This window comes from Stenotrophomonas sp. SbOxS2, from assembly GCF_013416715.1.
GTDB lineage: Bacteria > Pseudomonadota > Gammaproteobacteria > Xanthomonadales > Xanthomonadaceae > Stenotrophomonas > Stenotrophomonas lactitubi.
Genome location: NZ_JAAVXD010000007.1, coordinates 491,948 through 511,541 on the forward strand (window position 1 = coordinate 491,948; position 19,594 = coordinate 511,541).

A 19,594-nucleotide genomic window follows, 5' to 3' on the forward strand; every position below is an offset into this window, starting at 1 on the left:
AAGCGGCACGCAGCAGAGCGTGCTCGGTGACACATTCTCGCTGCTGCGGGGTGAATGGAGCGAGGGAGTTCCGCCCCGGGGGCTCGACTCCGCCATCAGGGACCGGAAACCCGGCCTTCACAGCTACCACGGCACCTGCAATGCAACCATGCAGGACGCACCCTCCCCCTTGGTAGCCCATGCCCCACCTTCGTCGTCTATTTGGCCGCTGGCTGCGCCTGCGTCGTCGTGTGCGTTGGCGCTGGCGTGAACACCAGGCCTCGGTCCCCGCCATCGAGGCAACCGAGGGACCACTGCGTGCCGCGCTGTACAGCGTTGAACAGATGGAGGTGTACGGCCGCGCGCTGGCGCGCCAGCACCGCGTGCGGATGCGACCCGGCCCGGAGCGCCTGCTCGAACGCCTGCAGGCCAACGAGCGGGTGCTGGAAGACGCCAATTCGCTGCTCAGCAGCGTGGTACGCGAACAGCGGCCGGTAACCCCGGCGGGGGAATGGCTGCTCGACAACTACTACCTGGTTGAGGAACAGATCCAGACCGCGCGGCGCCACCTGCCGCGCGGCTACAGCCGGCAGCTGCCGTCGCTTGTCTCGGGCCCCTCGGCCGGCTTGCCGCGGGTGTATGAGCTGTCGATGCAGGCCATCGCGCACGGTGACGGCCGCATTGACGCGGACACGCTGGGCCGCTTCATCGCTTCGTACCAGTCGCTCGCGCCGCTGAGCCTGGGCGAGCTGTGGGCGGTTCCCATCATGCTGCGCCTGGCGCTGCTGGAGAACCTGCGGCGCATGGCGGCGCGGGTGATGCGCGATGGAACCGACCGTCGCCTCGCTTCGCAATGGGCAGACAGCCTCAATCAAGCCGCTTCCGAGACCCCGACCGATGTGGTCCTGGTGGTTGCGGACATGGCACGATCCACGCCGCCGTTGACCGGCGCGTTCATCGCCGAGCTGACGCGCTCGCTGCATGGGCGCGGCGGTGCCTGGGCCATGCCCGTCGCGTGGCTGGAACAGTGGGCAGCAGCGGCCGGGCAGCGCATCGATGAACTGGTCGCCGCCGAGGGGCAGCAGCAGGCGGCCGACCAGGTGTCGATCGGCAACAGCATCGGCAGCCTGCGCTTTCTCTCCACCATGGATTGGCGCACGTTTGTCGAAGAGATGAGTGTGGTGGAGCAGCGGCTGCGCGAAGACCCGATGGCCGTGTATGCGCAGATGGATTTCGCCACCCGCGACGCCTACCGCCACGTGGTGGAGAAGATCGCCCGCGGCAGCCGCATGGCAGAGGAGCGCGTTGCCACCATCGCGCTGGACCTGGCACGGACGGCGACACCGCCGGATGGGCCGCGTGCGCACGTGGGCTACTGGCTGGTTGGCGAGGGCCTGGACGCCACCGTGGAAGCGGTGGCCGAGGCAGCACCGCGCCACCGCAAGGCACGGCGACTGGCACATCGCGTGCCGCTTGCGCTGTACCTGCTGCCGATCGCCCTGCTGGCGGTGCTGGCCACCGCGGGCCTGCTGGCAACCGGCAGTGGTTCGGTACCGCTCTGGCTGGCCGCGCTGCTCGCACTGCTGGTGTTCAGCGAGCTGGGCATCGTGCTGGTGAACTGGACCGCAACGGTGCTGGTCGCCCCCAGGCCGCTGCCCAAGCTGGATTTCAGCGAAGGCATCCCTACCGCCTGCGCCACCGTGGTCGCGGTCCCCTCGATGTTGTCCAGCGTCGAAGGAATCGACGTGCTGGTCGAAGCGCTGGAGGTGCGGTTCCTGGCCAATCGTGATCCTCAGCTGCGCTTCGTGCTGCTGACGGACTTTCTCGACGCGGCGGAGGCCACGGCGGCGACGGACGACACCCTGCTTGCGCACGCCACGGCACGGATCGAGGAATTGAACAGGCGCTACGCGCCCGAGCGCGGCGATCGCTTCTACCTGCTGCACCGCCCCAGGCAATGGAACCCGGGTGAAGGCGTGTGGATGGGACACGAGCGCAAGCGCGGCAAGCTGGCGGCACTCAATGCCCTGCTCCGTCTGGGCGATGCGGCCGCGTTCATGCGCATCGTCGGTGACGCGGCTGCGCTGATCGGCGTCCGTTACGTCATCACCCTGGATTCGGATACACAACTTCCGCGCGATGCGGCACGCGCGTTCGTCGCCACCCTGGCGCACCCGCTCAACCGCCCGCGCTTCGATCCCACGCTGCAACGGGTGGTGGAGGGCTACGGCATCCTGCAGCCCAGCGTCGGCACCAGTCTCGGGCGGCGCCGCACTTCGCGTTTTGCCCGGATGTTCGGCAGCGAGCCGGGCATCGATCCGTATACGCGCATGGTCTCGGACGTCTACCAGGACCTGTTCGACGAAGGCTCGTTCGTGGGCAAGGGCATCTATGACGTCGAGGCCTTCGAGCATGCACTCGAGGGTCGCCTGCCCGAGAACCGCATCCTCAGCCACGACCTGCTGGAAGGTTGCTATGCACGTGCGGGCCTGGTCAGCGATGTGCGCCTGTACGAGGACTACCCCGAGCGCTACGCCGCCGACGCCAAGCGCCGTGCGCGCTGGATCCGCGGCGACTGGCAGTTGTTGCCGTGGTTGATGCCGTGGACGCCGCGCCCGGGCCCGGGATGGGAACGCAACCGGCTCAGTCTGCTGTCACGCGGCAAGTTGCTGGACAACCTGCGCCGCAGCCTGGTGCCGATCGCTGCGCTGGCCTTGTTGGTGGTGGGCTGGTTGTATGCCGTAAACCCTGCGGCATGGACGGCGTGGGTGCTGGCGCTGTGGTACGCGCCGCCGCTGATAGGCATGCTGCGCGATGCCCTGAGCGTTCCGGACGACACGCCGCTGGAAGCGCACTACATCAAGGTCGGGCGCGGCACGCTGCAATCGTTGCTGCGCGCGTCCATCCAGGTCGCGTGCCTGCCCTTCGAGGCATTGCTGGCGAGCGACGCGGTGCTGCGCACGCTCTGGCGCATGGCCGTCACGCGCCGCCACCTGCTGCAGTGGAACCCTTCAAGCGAAGTCGAGCGCCGTCTCGGCAGCGACCGCGGCGCGGAATGGCGGGTGATGGCGCCGGCCTCACTGCTGGCGATTGCTTTGGTGGTTGTGGTGGCCAGCGTGCGTCCGCAGGCGCTGCCGTTCGCCCTGCCCTTGCTGTTGGCCTGGGTCTTTGCCCCCGCGTTGATGGCGTGGCTGGGCCGGCCACCGGCCGCGAGCGTGGCGGAGCTTTCGGTAACGCAGCGGGCGTTCCTGGGCCGGCTGGCGCGTCGCACCTGGTCCTTCTTCCAGGCCTGGGTGCGCGAGCAGGATCATTGGTTGCCACCGGACAACATCCAGGAGCATCCGTCGCTGGTGGTGGCACGCCGCACCTCGCCAACCAACATCGGCCTGTCCCTGCTGGCCAATCTGTCGGCGTGGGATTTCGGCTATCTGCAGCTGGGCGCGGTCGCTGAACGTACGGCCCTCACCTTCGACACGCTGGACCAGCTGCCGCGCCATCGCGGTCACTTCCTGAACTGGTACGACACTGAAACCCTGGCGCCGCTGCCGCCGCGCTACGTTTCCACCGTGGACAGCGGCAATCTTGCCGGGCATCTGCTGACGCTGCGCCAGGGCCTGCTCGCGCTGGTGGATGCGCCGGTGCTGGCGCCGCACACCTTCGATGGCCTGGCCGATACGCTCGGCGTGCTGGAAGAGGAACGGCAGCGCCATCGCCGCGACGATGCAGCACTGGTCGAGGCGCTCAACCATCTGCGCCAGCGTCTGGCCTCAACGCGTGTCGACCGCCCTGTCGGAACGGCGGAGATTCTCGCCCGCCTGCAGGAACTGGTCGGCTTGGCCGACGTCGTGCTGGCGCAGTGGCCCGCGCCGCCATCGCCCGAGGAAGGTGAGCTGCACTGGCCGACCCTGTTCGCCGCCGAATGCCATGCCGCCCACGCGTCGCTTGCCAATCTCCCTGCCGATGCCAATGCGGACGACGAAGCACCGGTGCCCAGCCTGCGCCAGCTGGCTGCGCTGCGCGGCACCGCCGGTGCGGATGCCCGTGCGCGCATCCAGCAGTTGCAGGCCCTGGCGCACCGCGCCGGGCAGTTCTCGCTGATGGAATACGGGTTCCTGTTCTACCGCACCCGCAACCTGCTTTCGATCGGCTACAACGTCGACGACCACCGCCTCGACAACAGCTTCTACGACCTGCTGGCCTCTGAAGCGCGACTATGCGCTTTCGTCGCCATCGCCCAGGGACAGTTGTCGCAGGAGAGTTGGTTCGCGCTCGGCCGGATGCTCACTGAGGTCAACGGCACGCCGACGCTGTTGTCATGGAGTGGCTCGATGTTCGAGTACCTCATGCCGCAGCTGGTGATGCCCAGCTATCCGGATACGCTGCTGGACCAGACCGCGCGGCACGCGGTCGAGGCGCAGATCGTCTACGGGCGGACCCTGAATCTGCCGTGGGGGGTGTCAGAGTCCGGCTACAACGCCGTCGATGCCCGCCTGAACTACCAGTACCGGGCGTTCGGCGTACCGGGGTTGGGGCTGAAGCGCGGCCTGGGCCAGGATCGGGTCATCGCGCCCTATGCCAGCATGATGGCGCTGATGGTGGCGCCGGAAGCGGCGTGCCAGAACCTGCAGGTGCTGGAGGGATTGGGGTTTGCCGGGCGCTTTGGCATGTACGAGGCGATCGACTACACCCCTGCCCGGCTGCCGCCGGGGCAGGATCACGTGCTGTTGCGTTCGTTCATGGCCCACCACCAGGGCATGGGCCTGCTGTCGCTGGATTACCTGTTGCGCGACCAGCCGATGCAGCGCCGCTTCCTTGCCGATGTCGAGTTCCAGGCCACCTTGCTGTTGCTGCAGGAACGCATCCCGCGCATCGGCGTCTTCCACCCGCATGAGGTGGAAGCGCTGGGCGAGCACTCGGCCACGGCCGAGGACGAGACGGCGCTGCGCGTACTGCGGGACCCGGGCGGCCCGCGCCCGGAGGTGCAGCTGCTGTCCAACGGACGCTACCACGGCATGCTGACCCATGCCGGCGGCGGCTACAGCCGCCACGGCGATCTGTCGCTGACCCGCTGGCGCGAGGATGGCACCACCGATGCCTGGGGGTCGTTCTGCTATCTGCGCGATGTGGACAGCGGCGAGTTCTGGTCTGCCGCGTACCAGCCCACCTGCGTAGCGGTGGACAATTACGAGGCGATCTTCTCGGACGCCAAGGCGGAATTCCGTGGTACGCGCCGCGGCTGCGAGAGCCATCTACAGGTCGCCATCTCTGCCGAGGACGACATCGAGCTCAGGCGCCTGCGCCTGACCAACCGCAGCCGTCGCCAGCGCACGGTGGAAGTCACCACCTATGCCGAAGTGGTGCTGGCACCCGCCGCGGCCGACGATGCGCATCCGGCCTTCAGCAACCTCTTCGTGCAGAGCGAGATCCTGGCGGCCAAGCAGGCCGTGCTGTGCACGCGCCGGCCCCGTTCGCACGACGAGGTTCCGCCGTGGATGTTCCATCTGGTCGCCGTGCATGACGCGGAGGTGGTGTCGATCTCCTACGAAACCGACCGTGCGCGCTTCCTCGGCCGTGGCAATACACCGCGGACGCCACAGGCATTGACCACCGATACCGATCTTTCCGGCACGGATGGCTCGGTGCTCGACCCGATCGTGGCGATCCGCGTCCGCGTGGTGCTTGAGCCCGAGCAGACCGTGCAGCTGGACATGGTCTATGGCGTCGGCGCCGACCGCCCCGGTTGCGAGGTGCTGGTGGACAAATACCGTGACCGACGCCTGGCCGACCGCGTCTTCGACCTGGCGTGGACGCATAGCCAGGTGGTGCGCCGGCAGATCAACGCCAGCCAGGCAGAGGCGGCACTGTACGAGCGCTTGGCTGCCCACGTGCTGTATGCCGCTCCACTGCTGCGCGCGGCTGCCGGCGTCCTGCTGCAGAACCAGCGCGGACAATCCGGGCTGTGGAGCCATGCAATCTCGGGCGACCTGCCCATCGTGCTTCTCAAGGTCACCGACGCGGACAACGTGGAACTGGTCAGGCAACTGGTGCAGGCGCACGCCTATTGGCGCCAGAAGGGCCTCAACACCGATCTGGTCATCTGGAACGACAGCAAGGCCGGCTATCGGCAGGAACTGCAGGACCAGATCCTGGGGATGGTGGCCGCCAGTTCGGAGACGGGCCTGCTTGATCGCCCCGGCGGCATTTTCGTGCGGCCGGTGCAGAACATGACCCACGAGGATCGCGTCCTGTTGCAGGCGGTGGCACGGGCGGTGATCAGCGACGAGGACGGCACCCTCGCCGCACAGGTCGGCCGCCAACCGCCGCCTCCGCGACGGATCCCGCCCCTGGTGCCGCAGGCAGTGCAGCAGGAACTGGCACTGTCGCCGGAGGCGACGCCGGGGCTGTCCATCGTCGCAGACGGGGGCCCCGACGCCGGCTTGCCCCCGGGCGCCGGGCACGACGAGGAGATGGATGACCCGTGGCCGTTCCTTCCCTACCGCGGCGCCGGCCAGTTCGACAACGGCACCGGCTGTTTCAGCGAGGACGGCCGCGAGTATGTCGTGGTGGTGCGCGAAGACGCGCCGACGCCGGCGCCATGGGCCAACGTGATCGCGAACGCCCGCCTGGGCACGGTCGTCAGCGAAAGTGCGCCGGGCTACACCTGGTTCGAGAATGCGCACGAGTTCCGCTTGACGCCCTGGCTCAATGACCCGGTCTCGGACACGGGCGGCGAGGCGTTCTACCTGCGCGACGAGGATACCGGGCGTGTCTGGTCGCCGATGCCGCTGCCGCGCAGGGGCACCGGGGCCTACCGTACGCGGCATGGATTCGGCTACACGGTGTACGAGCATGTCGAGGACGGCATCGCCAGTGAGCTGTGGGTCTTCGTCGACGTCGCCGCGCCGCTGAAGTTCTCGGTCCTGCGCCTGCACAACCTGTCGGGCAGGACACGGCGGCTGTCGGCCATCGGCTACGTCGAGTGGGTGATGGGTGACCTGCGCGCGAAGTCGCGCATGCACGTGGTCACCGAGCGCGACCCACAGACCGGCGCGCTGTTGGCGCGCAATACCTACAGCACCGACTTCGGCGGCCGGATGGCCTTCTTCGACACCGATGCCGACGGCTGCGGCTGGACCTGTGATCGCCTGGAGTTCATCGGCCGCAACGGCAGCCTGCAGGCACCGGCGGCGCTGCGGCGCGAACGGCTGGATGGACGGATGGGCGCGGGCCTGGATCCCTGTGCGGCGATCCAGGTGCCCCTGGAGCTGGCGCCAGGCGACCGTAGTGAAACCACGTTCCGCCTCGGCGCGGGGCGCGACCGCGAGGAAACGCTTGCACTGGCACGAAGCCGCCAAGGCGCCCAGGAGGCCATCGACGCGCTGGACGCGGTGCGCATCCATTGGCGCAATGTGCTGGCCACGGTGCAGGTGCGTACGCCGGACCCGGCGCTGGACGCACTGGCCAATGGCTGGCTGGTCTACCAGACCCTGGGCTGCCGCTACCTGGCGCGCAGTGGCTACTATCAGTCAGGCGGAGCGTTCGGCTTCCGCGACCAGCTGCAGGACGCGCTCGCTCTCGTGCACGCTCGCCCGGAGCTGACCCGCGAACACCTGCTGCTGTGCGCTGCACACCAGTTCACCGACGGCGATGTGATGCACTGGTGGCACCCGCCGCAAGGTCGCGGGGTGCGCACGCGCTGCTCCGACGACTATCTGTGGCTGCCCCATGGCGCCTGCCGTTACCTGGAGGTCACCGGCGATGCCAGCGTGCTGGACGAGACGGTCGGCTTTATCGAGGGGCGCGCGGTGACCGCAGAAGAGGAAGGCTACTACGACACGCCTACCCCTTCGACGCAGCGCGACAGCCTGTATGCACATTGCGTCCTCGCGCTCGAGCGCGGTTGCCGGCTGCTCGGCGAGCGCGGCCTGCCGTTGATGGGCAGTGGTGATTGGAACGACGGCATGAACCGCGTCGGCGACCAGCAGCGCGGTGAAAGTGTGTGGCTCGGTTTCTTCCTGCACGACACGCTCCACCGCTTCATCGGGGTGGCCAACGCGCGTGGCGACACCTCCCGTGCGCAATGGTGCCAACAGCAGGCCGACAGCCTGCGCCAGAACCTGGAACTGCATGCCTGGGACGGGGAATGGTATCGCCGCGCCTGGTTCGACAACGGCACCCCGTTGGGCTCGTCACAGAACCAGGAATGTCGCATCGATTCGATCTCCCAGAGCTGGTCGGTGCTGTCAGGCGTTGCCGCGCCTGAGCGTGCCACGCAGGCGCTGGATTCGCTCTACGCGCATCTGGTGCGGAAGGACGCCCAGCTGATCCAGCTGCTCGATCCGCCGTTCGACCAGACCACGGAAGACCCCGGCTACATTCGTGGCTACGTACCAGGCGTGCGCGAGAATGGCGGCCAGTACACCCACGCGGCCGTGTGGGCGGCGATGGCATTCGCACAGCAGGGAGACGCGGTGCGTGCCTGGGAGCTGGCCGGCATGATCAATCCGCTCAATCACGCGCTGGACCCGGAAGCGGTGCAGACCTACCGCGTCGAACCGTATGTGTTGGCAGCCGATGTATACGCCGTGTCTCCTCATGTCGGGCGCGGCGGCTGGACGTGGTACACCGGCTCGGCCGGCTGGATGTATCGCCTGCTGGTGGAATCCCTGCTCGGCATACGTCGTGACGGTGATCGCCTGTCGCTTGCACCGTGCCTGCCCGATCACTGGCCGTCCTTCGAACTCAGCTACCGCTTCGGTCGCAGCTTCTACGAATTCGTGGTGACACGCACTGCGCAGGGCCAGGCAACGTTGCATGTGGATGGCATGCTGCAGCCGGACCTTACCGTCCTGCTTCGGGATGACGGGCATCACTACCGTGTTGCACTTGATCTGGGTGCGCCCCCGGGATGAACGTTCGCCCCGAAATACAGGTGCAGCTTGGTGCACTTGCCGACATGCTGGTGCACTGGTTGGCGCAGGTGCGGCATCCGGCGCAGTTCTGGCCGCAGTTTGAAACGCTGGCTGCAGAAATTCTGGACCAATGTGAGCACGCGGAAAGGGGCCACGCACACGCGTGCATCCAGGCCATGCTGAAGCGCCACGCGCTCGAGCTGCCGCTCTGGCACGAACGTGACGACAGCGTGCCATCGCGGAAGCCAGAGGAGTGAAGGTTGGTGCCATCGTCACGCTGATCCCCCTCGCTGCAGAAGCAGCTCGAGCAAAGGCCAAGACGGGCTCCCTGCGCTAGGATGTCGATCTCGAGTTTCCAGAGATACGCATGTTCGTTTTCACTCGCCTGCAACTTGCCATTGCGGCATCCCTGCTGTCTCTCTCAACGGCGGGCGCAGCACCATCCTCGCAGCCTGCCTCCACTGCCCCGGCAAGCAGCTGCAAAGCTGATGCATCCGGTTGCCCGGCGTGGATGCCATCGCAGGCCCAGATGCGAAACACCATCGCCGACTACTTCTGCGAACTGGCCGACCAGGGGCGCATCCAGCCTCGCGTAAAGCAGCTGGACCGTGCCGAATCCTCGCCACTGAACTGTGGCGCGCTGGGAGAGGCGCCCGGCTCGAACTTTGTCTGTGGCGGCGAAATACGTTTCATCGGCAAGGGCAGCGAAATCGATACCATTACCTTCAGCCCTACTCTCCGCTACGAGGAGGATGGGCGCATCGCGTTCTACGTCGGCGATGACGAGGAGGGTGAACAGGTCTGGCGGGTTCCCGCCCCACGGTCCACCTCGACAACATGCGCGATGCGCTGAGCGTCCCACCGCGACTACCCGCCAAAGATCGAGGCGAACGGAGGATCAGCGTGACGCATCATCGTTGGTGCGCATTACGCTCTCGATCCAGTCGATGTAACGCGATACACGTACGTTGTAGACAACCTGGCCATAGAAGCCCGCTTCAAGCGCGTGCTCGGGAACGGCAGTGATCCACGAACCGAGGCCCACCAGCTGCAAGATTCCGTGATTATTGATGACCAGTGGGCCGCCGCTGTCACCGTTACCCAGCACGCCTTCAAGCGGCAAACCATGCGGAGGGGCATCGAAACGGTACCAGAGATACCGATCGTTACCGCCAGTAATGGCGTTGTACGCACGCCGCAGCGTCGTGCGATGCGGCCCGCCCGGCACCAGCCCAACGGCGCCATTGCCGGTGGCGCCCTTCCCAATCAGCGCTGCGATCTGTGTGACCTCAGCGGTGCCGCGATAGAGCGGCACGGGCTGCACATCATTCACGGGTGCCTGAAGCCTGATCAGTGCGATGTCATCCGTTTCGGCCAGGAACGCGTGGATCCTGGCGGGATTTCTCGTTGCCAGTGCCTCCTTGCCCAAGGCCTCAGGCATTCTCCTGTAGCCGGAATGCAGGAACACGCGCTCCACGCCGTAGTCCGTTCCATTGATGGCGATTGTGGCTCCCATCCCTTCCATCGGAGCTGCATGCGCCGCCGTCAATACCCATCTGGGAGCGATCAGAACGCCCTGCCCCTCGCCCGGCATATCGGCCAGAGCAGGAAACTCCGTTCCGTCGATCCGGTATCGGGCATCGTCAACGTCATCGCGGATGACGATAGCCCCGGCGCACAATGGCAGCGCGGCAAGCGCCAGGAACAGCCAGCGAATCATGGATGCCTTCATCCTTCTTGTGGTCAGTTGTCGCAGACTAGCCGAACAGATCCGTCCCGGGCAGTACGTGCGCCCCCCCCAAGTCCCACACCCGTACGAGGAAGCGCCGAGGGTGTAGCCCGCAGCTCCGGCATCACGGCAGCCCTGAATTTACCGGTCTTCCAGCTCCTTCAGAATCCCGCGCAGGCGCGCATCATCGGGCGCAAGCTGGGCGGCTCTGCGGTAACTGCCTATCGCTTGATCACGCTGTCCATTGGCACGGTAGGTTTCACCGAGACTGTCGTGGACATTCGCGGATTCCGGATGCGCACTGGCATTCCATTGGAACACCGCCACGGCCTCTGCCATGTGCTTCATTCTCAACAGACGATAGCCCAGCGAGTTCAGCGCCTTCTCGGACGTGTCGTATTGCCCGGCGGTCGTGCCCAGCCCCTCGTAGGCTCGGGCCATGCCCGCCACGCCCTGTGACAGGGCCAGTGGTACCAGCAGGTCGCCCAGGTTCTTTTTGGCGAGGGCAATCGGCTTGCCGTGCAGTACTGCCATCAGGTCCTTGCCCAAGGTCGCTACCGTCTCGCCCTGCCAGTAGTTGTCCAGGATGATCACCGCAGACTGGTCCTGCTCGGCGCGGAGCCAGTAGCTCTGATAGCCGGGAACGCTGCCCGTATGCGATTCCACCTTGTAGGTGCCACCGGCCGGCAAGGGCCAGCTCTCCACTTCCCAGCCGTACCCATAGCCGGAGCGATGGTCGGTCCACATGACCCGCCGCGACGGCTCGTTCAGCAACGAATCGCCCTGCAGGGCCTGGTCCAGGCGAAGCAGATCGTCGACGGTGGAGTAAAGACCGGCTGCCGAGAACGAGACGCTCGGATCGATCGGCATGGGGCGAGCCAGGCTGAGGTCGGGCCGGGTTTGATAGCCCGTCGCCAAGCGTGGAATGAGTTCGTTGGCGCGATACAGCCCGCTGTCCTTCATGCCTGCCTTGTCCAGAACCCGGCTTCGAAGATTGGCTTCGTAGCTGGTACCCGTCACCTTCTCGATGATCAGGCCAAGCAGGAAATAGCCGTTGTTGTTGTAGCGCCACTCTGTTCCCGGAGCGCTTTGCAGCTTCGCGGGGATCCACGCCTTCGCGAAATCAACGGGTTCCAGCGGGAGCCTGGCCTGTGTCTGCCACCAGGGGTCTTCGTAGCTGCGGGGGAGATCGGCGATGCCGGAGGTGTGGTTCAGCAGTTGCGCCACGGTGACCGCGGCGGCGGGCGTACCTGCATAGAGCGCCGGCAGGTACTCACCCAGTGTCCCATCCAGCCGCAGCCTGTTCTCCTGCACCAATTGCATCACCAGGATCGCGGTGACCGGCTTGGTCAGTGAGCCGATGCGAAACACGCCCTCGCCCACATTCGGCACCTGCCATTCGCGGTTGGCCAGCCCGTAGGCGCCGCGATACAGCACCCTTCCATGCTGGGCCACAAGCACTACGCCATTGAAGTCACGGTTCGCTGCATAGCTGTCTACCAGCTGCTTCAACTCGGCGGGGTTGGCCGCTGCTCTCGCCTGTCCCGAAATGCCGATCACTATCGCCATGGCGCTTGTTGCTGCCAGCACAGTTCGCAACAGAAAGCGTCTTGCGTGTTGCGCGAACAGCAGAGTGGCGCTGGGCATCTACAGGCCTCACTTGGGAAAGGCGCAGTGTAGCTGTGCCGAGCAGTCGCAGGCTGTACCGGGAGCCATGACTGATGGCCTATGGGTGCCAGCCTTTCATCGAGTGAAGTACAGGCACCCGGCCACGGCGATCGGCACTGGGTCGGCGTCGATGCGCTGGGCCACCAGTGCCATCACTTCGATGCCATCGCCCTGCGCTTCCGGTGCTGACTGGACCACACGCATCCCTGCAGGTGTGTCCTGTGTCCCCGGTGCGTCGAGGGACAGGGCCTTGGTGAGGTCCGCAGCAATGGCTTCATCAAAGACAGCCACCACGGAACTGCGCGACAGTACCAACCGTGTGGACGGATGACCGAAGACGAGAACCGGTGCTGGAAGCTGCATTTCCGCGACAACACCGGGCATGTCGCCCAGTGCGTTGCTGTAACCCCCGTCTTCACCGGCGATTGGTTGCCAGCCAGCCGATGACTTTCCGCTGGTTGCGATGCCACGCACCTGATTGGCCAAGGTCCGGAATGCGGTGCGATCGGCCTTGCAGGACACGAGCGCCAGTGCTCGATCGATGTCTTCCTGGTTGGGAGCGGCCCTGCGGATCGATTCTGCTGCTGGCGCCGTGGGCGCCATGGCAAGTCCCAGGCATGCGAGCAACAGAACCTTGTTCAATGTACGGGTGATCAACGCGAAATGCTCCTGCCTGGGTATGTGCAAAGATCGTTCGACACTACACCGGACAGACGGAAAGCACAGCCGCTATCGGTAAGCTTCAGCATTAGCGGCGGCCTCCCGCTCAGCAATCTTCTCGACCAGCGTATCGATCGCCGTCTGCATGGCGCGCGCAGTCTGGTCGCCGCTCTGGTTGGTGATGACGAAGATGCCAAGATCGTACTTGGGCACGATGTAGATGTAGCACTGCGAACGCGGCACACCACCATGATGGGCGTAGTACACGCCCTTCAGCTGATCGCCGGCGACGATGTTCCAGAAGTAGCCGATGCTGAACTCGGAGTCGAATTTGACCAAGGGCCGATGCGATTCCTTTACCACGGGCCCGTTCGCCAGCTGGAACCTGAGGTACTTCACCATCTCCGGAACAGTCGCCTTTACGTTCCCGGAAGCGCCCCACGGCAACTGCGGCATCGGCGTGGTCGGCACCGGATTGTCGCTGTGATAGCCGACCGCAAGGCGCAGCGCCTCGTCGTCGCTCAGTGTGAGTCGTAGCCCTGTCATCGCTGCGGAATCCCCAGGGTATCCGCGCAACAGCGACGCGTAGTCGCGCTTGTAGACGGTCTCCAGGATATGCGCCGTCAGCTCCGTCCCGGCACTGGAGTACGCGTAATCCTTACCGGGCGCCCGGCCGATCTCGACAGCGTGCAGATCCTTGAAGAAGTCGGCCTTGCCGTAGTGCGCGTAGATGGCGTTGAGTTCGCCTGGCGTACGATGATCGGTGAAGTCCGCCAGCACCGTGTTCGCACGCTCCGGCAACATGTTCGGCAGGCCGCTGGTGTGCGACAACAGATGGCGGATGCGGATGGGCTCGCCCTTGTACTGCAGGTTCGGATAGTCCCCCTGCAGGTACTGTCGAACATCGTCGTCCAGACTCACCTTGTGTTCCAGGACGGCATTGGCCATCAGGGTGCCCGCCAGGGTCTTGCTCAACGAACCGATCTCGTAGAGCGTCGCATCGGTCGGCAGGCCTGGCTTGCCGGTTTCCATGTCGCCGCGATGACGGATGAATTCCTTGCCCCGGTACACGACGCCGATCGAGGTTGAATGAAGCAACGGCTGCTGGATCAGCGTTGCGGCAACGTCATCGATCTCCGTCCCCAGATCCTTCGCTGGAACCTTTTCGCTGGCGCAGCCTGCAGCCAACAGCGCGGCGGACACCAGGAGGCAGCTGAGCCATCGCCTGTTTCGGACACTCATCGAAGTCACGTGCATGCGTCGCCGCTTGAAGGGAGGTGCGGAATGGGGCCTTAAGATAGCCGACGGCCAAGGCCCACGCCTGTGCCGGTTCTCACGGCTGGGCAGGCTCGCACCCTACTCCGCCGCCAGCGCCTGGATCGGGTCCAGCTGTGCGGCACTGCGCGCCGGGAAGTAGCCGAAGCCCAGGCCTATGGCTGACGAGCACGCCAGTGCGGCCAGCACCGGCGCGGCAGTAAACAGGAACGGCACGCCCAGCGACAAAAAGCTGGACAACGCACCCGCGCTGAAGGCCAGCAGCACGCCGAGTACGCCGCCGAAGAGACAGATCAGCACCGCTTCGATCAGGAACTGGCGCAGGATGTCACCCTGCCGCGCCCCCACCGCCAGGCGCACACCAATCTCGCGCACGCGCTCCTTCACCGATACCAGCATGATGTTCATCACCCCTACCCCGCCGACAATCAAGGCTACGGCGGCGATGGCCGACACCAGTGCGGCCATGGTCTGGCTGGACTTCATCACCGCCTTGCGGATCTGGTCGGCGTTGTAGATGAAGAAGTCGCGGCGGCCATGCCGCAGCTGCAGTTCGGCGGCCAAGGAAGCTTCGGCTGCGGTGGTGGAGACATTGTCGCGCACGCGCACGATGATGCTCTCCAGCCGCTGGCTGCCCAGCAGGCGCGAGGATGCCGAGGTATACGGCACATAAACAGTGGGCGTTGCACCGCCGGCAAAGGCGCTGGCGCCGACCACGCCGATCACCTCTACCGGCATGCCGCCCAGCAGTACCGTGCTGCCGATCGGGCTGCCGCTGAACAGTGCGGCGGCGGCCTTCTGGTCGACCACGCCCACTGCGCGGTGCGCGTCCACTTCAGCATCGGTGAAGAAGCGCCCGGCCTTCTCAGGCGCAGGCCGCGTACGCGCGGCAGATCAGCGCCGACGCCCATCACCTGCGTGTTGGCGCGTCGGCTGCCCTGCAGCGCGGCCACCGAGCCGCTCAAGGACGGACTGACGCTGTCCACGTAGCTGAGTGCGGCCAGATGGTCGGCATCAGCGACCACCAGCGTTTCGATTTCCGCCGAACGCGGGTCACCGAAATCGGTGCCCGGGAAGATCTCCAGTGTGCTGGCGCCAAGCTCGTTGATCTGTGATTCCACCTGCGCCTGTGCGCCTTTGCCCAATGCCACCACGGTGACCACGGCGGCCACGCCGATGATGATGCCGAGCATGGTCAGCAACGTGCGCAGGCGATGGGCCAGCATCGAGCGCACTGCCATGTGCGCAACCTCGCGTACGCCATCCAGTCGAGCACGCCGCTCGGCACGCGACGACTGGCCGCGCTTGGGCGCGGATCTGGCCTGCACGGCCGCGCGACCGCCCGCACCGCTATCGGCCACGACGCGCCCATCGGCGATCTCGATCACCCGCGCCGCGTGGGCGGCAACCGATGCATCGTGGGTCACCAGGATGACCGTGTGGCCTTGCGCATGCAGGCGCTTCAACTCGGCCAGCACCTGTTGGCCGCTGGCATGGTCCAGCGCGCCGGTGGGCTCGTCGGCCAGCACGATGGCGCCGCCGTTCATCAACGCACGGGCGATGGACACGCGCTGCTGTTGGCCGCCGGACAGCTGGCTCGGCCGGTTGCCGGTACGTTCGCCCAGCCCCAGCGTTTCCAGCAGTACGCGTGCCCGCGCCGTGCGCGTTGAGGCATCCACGCCTGCGTAGATCGCTGGCAATGCGACGTTCTCGGTGGCGCTCAGATTCTCCATCAGGTTGTAGCGCTGGAAGATGAAGCCAAAGTGCTCGCGACGCAGGCGCGCCAGCTCGTCCGGCGACATCTGCTCGGTGGCCGCGCCGTCTACGCAGTAGCTGCCTTGGGTGGGGCGGTCCAGGCAGCCCAGGATGTTCATCAGCGTTGACTTGCCCGAGCCAGACGGGCCGATGATGGCGATGAACTCGCCGGCATCGATGCGCAGCGATACGTCCTTCAGCACCACCACTTCACCGGCGGCAGTACGGTAGGCGCGCGATACGCCATGCAGTTCAAGCAGCGCGCGGGTCATGTTCACATCCCCAGCAGGCTGCTGGCCTGTGGCTCGCCACCACTGGGGGCCTGGCCGACCACCACGTTCTCGCCAACCCGCAGGCCGGACAGGATCTGCACGGCGGTGGCAGTGCGCAGGCCGGTGGTCACCGCGCGCTCGTGGGCGCGCCCCTTGGCATCAACCACGCGCACGCTGCCGCGATTGTCGTCGCCACTGTCCGATCCGTTCAGTGCGGTCAACGGGACCTGCAGTGCGTTGCTGGCCCGGGCCAGCTGCAGCGTCACCTTCACGGTCATCGAAGGTTTCAGCTTCAGGCCAGGGTTGGCCACATCGAACAGGCCCGCGTAGTACACCGCCTTTGGTGTCTGCGCCGAGCTGCCGGTAGCGGCCGAAGCCGCGTCGGCAATCGAGGACGGCGCGGGCTCCAGCTGCTGCAGGTGGGATTCGTAGCGCCGTCCGCTCGGCCCCAGCGTCGAAAACCACAACGGCTGGCCAACTGCGATCAGTTCCACATCGGCCTCGGCGATCTCGGCACGTACGGTCATCGTGTCCATCTGTACCAGCATCACGATGGTCGGCGTGGTCTGCATGGAGTTCAGCGTCTGCCCGGCCTTGGTGACGATGGCGACGATGTAGCCGTCGCTCGGCGAAAGAATGCGGGTATAGCCCAGGTTGATCCGGGCCGTTTCCACCTGGGTCACCGCTTGGTCGATCTGCGCCTGCAATGCAGCCACCTCCGAGCGTGCCGCGTCGCGGGCCACTCGCGCGGCCTCGAAGCCCTCCTGCGAGACCAGCCGCGATGCCACCAGCTGCGACTGCCGATCCAGCATGCGGCTGGCCTGCACATGGCGGGCCTGGCTGGCGGCATGCTGCGCGCGCAGCGCGTTGGCGGATGCTTCAGCACTGCGCAGAGCGATGCGCTGCGGTTGCGAGTCGACCTCGGCGATCAGGTCACCGGCCTGCACGCGCTGGCCCAGCACTACGTGCAAGCGTTTGACCTGCCCGGACACCTGCGCGCCCACCGCCACCAGTTCCTTCGGATTGACCCGGCCCACCGCCTGCACGGTCTTCTCCAGATCAGCCACCCTTGCCGGCGCAATGATCAGGGCGCCATCATCGCCATCGGCGAACGCCCACCAGCCGACACCGCCTGCCAGGACGGCCACGGCGGCGGCGATGATCAGAGTCTTGCGGGTTTTCATCGGGATGCCCGGCTGCTTGCAGTCACCCATCGCGACCGCCAAGGCCTCAGTCTGGAAGCCTTGGTTGGAGGTTTCCTGGAGCCAGTGTGGAGATCGCATGGAGCCGGGGCCTGCGTTCAGGTGTACCACCCGCCGCTGAACCCTCCGGTACGGGTCCACACAATCTCGACACAATCTCGACCGGGCCTCCATCAAGGGGAGCTAGCCTCGCCGGGTTCTTCCACCCCCTGCCCGCGATGAAGCGCGATATCCGCACCCATCAGATGCCTTTGATCCTGATTGCCGAAGATGAAGGCGAAATCGCCGATATCCTTGGCGCTTACCTTGCGCGTTCCGGAATGCGCAGTGTCAGGGCCAGCGATGGCGAGGCGGCGCTGGCCAGCCACCACCAGCTGCGCCCCGACCTGGTGCTGCTGGATGTGCAGATGCCGAAGAAGGATGGCTGGCAGGTACTGAGCGAACTGCGCCGGCGCGGCAACACCCCGGTCATCATGCTCACCGCACTCGACCAGGACCTGGACAAGCTGACCGGCCTGCGCGTGGGCGCCGATGACTATGTAGCCAAGCCGTTCAACCCCGCCGAGATCGTCGCGCGCATCCAGGCGGTGCTGCGCCGTAGCGCCCCTTCCGGGGCCGAGGTGCCCAACGGCGTGATCCGCCAGGGGCCGTTCGAGATCGATCTGCGCAGCCACGATGTGACGGCCCATGTCGAAGGCCAAGTATATGCGTTGACTGTCACCCTCACTGAATTCCGCCTGCTGGTGCACATGGCCCGTGCGCCGCGCCAGGTACATGCACGTACCGATCTCCTGCACGCGTGCCTGCCCGAGGGCGATGCCCAGGAGCGCACGGTGGACAGCCACGTGAGCAAGCTGCGCCGCAAGCTGGAGGATGTGGGCGTGCGCGGCATTCCGGCGACCATCCGCGGCGTCGGCTACCGGCTGCTGGGCTGACGGATGACCACCAAAGGCAAAAGCATCGGCCGCCAGATCACGCTTTCGATCGTGGTGGCATCGCTGTGTTCGACGGTACTGTCGATCGCCGGCTTCTATCTGTTCTATTACCTGATGGAAGTCTTCTACCCGCGCTGGTACGACACGCCGCAGACGATGCTGCCGTCGGGGCTGGAATGGCTGTGGATCGGCCTCACTGCCACCGTGGTCATCGTATTGGCGTCGCTGATCGCTTCGCGCCTGACCTGGCGCATCATCACGCCCTTGAACTCGGTGGCCGAAAGCCTGCGCCGCGTGGCCAGCGGCGATCTGGATGCACGTGCGCGCGGCGACCACACCTCGATGACCGAAGCGGCCACGCTGGTCAGCGACTTCAATTCCATGGCCGAGCGGCTGAGCCGGATGTCGCAGAACCGGGTGTTCTGGAACGCGGCCATCGCGCACGAACTGCGTACGCCGATGACCATTCTGCGCGGACGCCTGCAGGGCATCGCCGACGGTGTGTTCGAGCCACGGCTGGAGCAGTTCACCAGCATGCTGACCCAGCTGGAAGGCCTGACCCGCATCATCGAAGACCTGCGGGTGGTGAGCCTGGCCGAAAGTGGTCATCTGGACCTGCGCCTGCAGCGCAGCGACGTCAGCGTGCAGGTGGCTGCGGTAGTGGAGGCGATGTCCGACGCCCTGGCGGTGAGTGGCTTTTCAGTGACGCTGGAGGCGCGCGCCGCGCTGGCGGACTGCGATCCGGCACGCATCCGCCAGGCGGTACTGGCCTTGCTGGAAAACGCGCGCCGGCACGCTACGCCCTGCCCGCTGCGGGTATATGTGAAGCTGGCCGAGGGGCACTGCACCGTGACCGTGGACGACGGCGGGCCCGGCGTGCCGGATGAACTGCGCGACAGCATCTTCGAGGCCTTCCAGCGCACCGATGTGTCGCGGTCGCGGCAGAGTGGTGGCTCCGGGCTCGGCCTGGCCGTGGTGCGTGCGATCGCCGTGGCCCATCACGGAACGGCACAGTGCCGGCCGAGCGAGCGTGGCGGCACTGTGTTCGAGATCCGCTGGCCGGTGCACGCCCGTCGCTGAACGCCGCCGGTTTCTCCACGCGATCTCCATCGTTCCTCCACCCCCGCTCCAAGGCGTTGCCGATACTGGGTATTGCCGGGGGTGCCTGCATCGATTCCCTGCCCCACCCTTGATCCACCCAGGTTCC

General features: G+C 66.1%; 12 protein-coding genes. 5 read left to right on the plus strand and 7 right to left on the minus strand.

The genetic code is table 11. The annotated features are described in order from the left end of the window. Positions 1-179 precede the first annotated feature (179 nt). From HFK18_RS16900 to HFK18_RS16910, 3 genes are all read left to right on the plus strand, one after another. A complete protein-coding gene (locus HFK18_RS16900) occupies positions 180-8,891 on the plus strand; it encodes a glycoside hydrolase family 94 protein (protein WP_257216283.1) in 8,712 nt (2,903 codons plus the stop codon). Then, positions 8,888-9,148, plus strand: a complete 261-nt coding sequence (locus HFK18_RS16905; RefSeq protein WP_180167123.1) for a hypothetical protein — start codon at positions 8,888-8,890, stop codon at positions 9,146-9,148. Before HFK18_RS16900 ends, HFK18_RS16905 begins: the two co-directional genes overlap by 4 nt. Before the next feature lie 110 nt (positions 9,149-9,258). Further along, positions 9,259-9,744, plus strand: a complete 486-nt coding sequence (locus tag HFK18_RS16910; RefSeq protein ID WP_257216284.1) for a hypothetical protein — start codon at positions 9,259-9,261, stop codon at positions 9,742-9,744. Between the two features lie 45 nt (positions 9,745-9,789). On the opposite strand, the gene HFK18_RS16915 is transcribed toward HFK18_RS16910, so the two are convergent. From HFK18_RS16915 to HFK18_RS16940, 7 genes are all read right to left on the minus strand, one after another. Beyond that, positions 9,790-10,611, minus strand: coding sequence for a trypsin-like serine protease (locus HFK18_RS16915; RefSeq protein ID WP_180167124.1), 822 nt, complete (start codon positions 10,609-10,611; stop codon positions 9,790-9,792). Between the two features lie 150 nt (positions 10,612-10,761). Continuing rightward, positions 10,762-12,267, minus strand: coding sequence for a serine hydrolase domain-containing protein (locus HFK18_RS16920; RefSeq protein ID WP_180167125.1), 1,506 nt, complete (start codon positions 12,265-12,267; stop codon positions 10,762-10,764). Positions 12,268-12,363: 96 nt separating this feature from the next. Next, entirely contained in the window at positions 12,364-12,945 is a 582-nt protein-coding gene (locus HFK18_RS16925) for a hypothetical protein (RefSeq protein WP_180167126.1), read from the minus strand. Between the two features lie 72 nt (positions 12,946-13,017). Next, a complete protein-coding gene (locus tag HFK18_RS16930; protein ID WP_343202973.1) occupies positions 13,018-14,151 on the minus strand; it encodes a serine hydrolase domain-containing protein in 1,134 nt (377 codons plus the stop codon). A gap of 153 nt (positions 14,152-14,304) precedes the next feature. Beyond that, on the minus strand, positions 14,305-15,057 hold the full coding sequence (locus HFK18_RS22080; RefSeq protein ID WP_343202974.1) for an FtsX-like permease family protein: 753 nt from the start codon (positions 15,055-15,057) through the stop codon (positions 14,305-14,307). Continuing rightward, the gene (locus HFK18_RS16935; RefSeq protein WP_257216285.1) at positions 14,952-16,250 is read right to left on the minus strand and encodes an ATP-binding cassette domain-containing protein; all 1,299 of its coding nucleotides are present in this window, start codon (positions 16,248-16,250) and stop codon (positions 14,952-14,954) included. Before HFK18_RS16935 ends, HFK18_RS22080 begins: the two co-directional genes overlap by 106 nt. 2 nt (positions 16,251-16,252) lie before the next feature. Further along, the gene (locus tag HFK18_RS16940; protein ID WP_180167128.1) at positions 16,253-17,434 is read right to left on the minus strand and encodes an efflux RND transporter periplasmic adaptor subunit; all 1,182 of its coding nucleotides are present in this window, start codon (positions 17,432-17,434) and stop codon (positions 16,253-16,255) included. Positions 17,435-17,670: 236 nt separating this feature from the next. Between HFK18_RS16940 and HFK18_RS16945 the strand changes: the two genes are divergently transcribed. Both HFK18_RS16945 and HFK18_RS16950 read left to right on the plus strand, forming a co-directional pair. Beyond that, positions 17,671-18,387, plus strand: coding sequence for a response regulator (locus HFK18_RS16945; RefSeq protein ID WP_180167129.1), 717 nt, complete (start codon positions 17,671-17,673; stop codon positions 18,385-18,387). 3 nt (positions 18,388-18,390) lie between these two features. Next, positions 18,391-19,467, plus strand: a complete 1,077-nt coding sequence (locus HFK18_RS16950; RefSeq protein WP_180167130.1) for an ATP-binding protein — start codon at positions 18,391-18,393, stop codon at positions 19,465-19,467. The last annotated feature ends 127 nt before the right edge of the window (positions 19,468-19,594 follow it).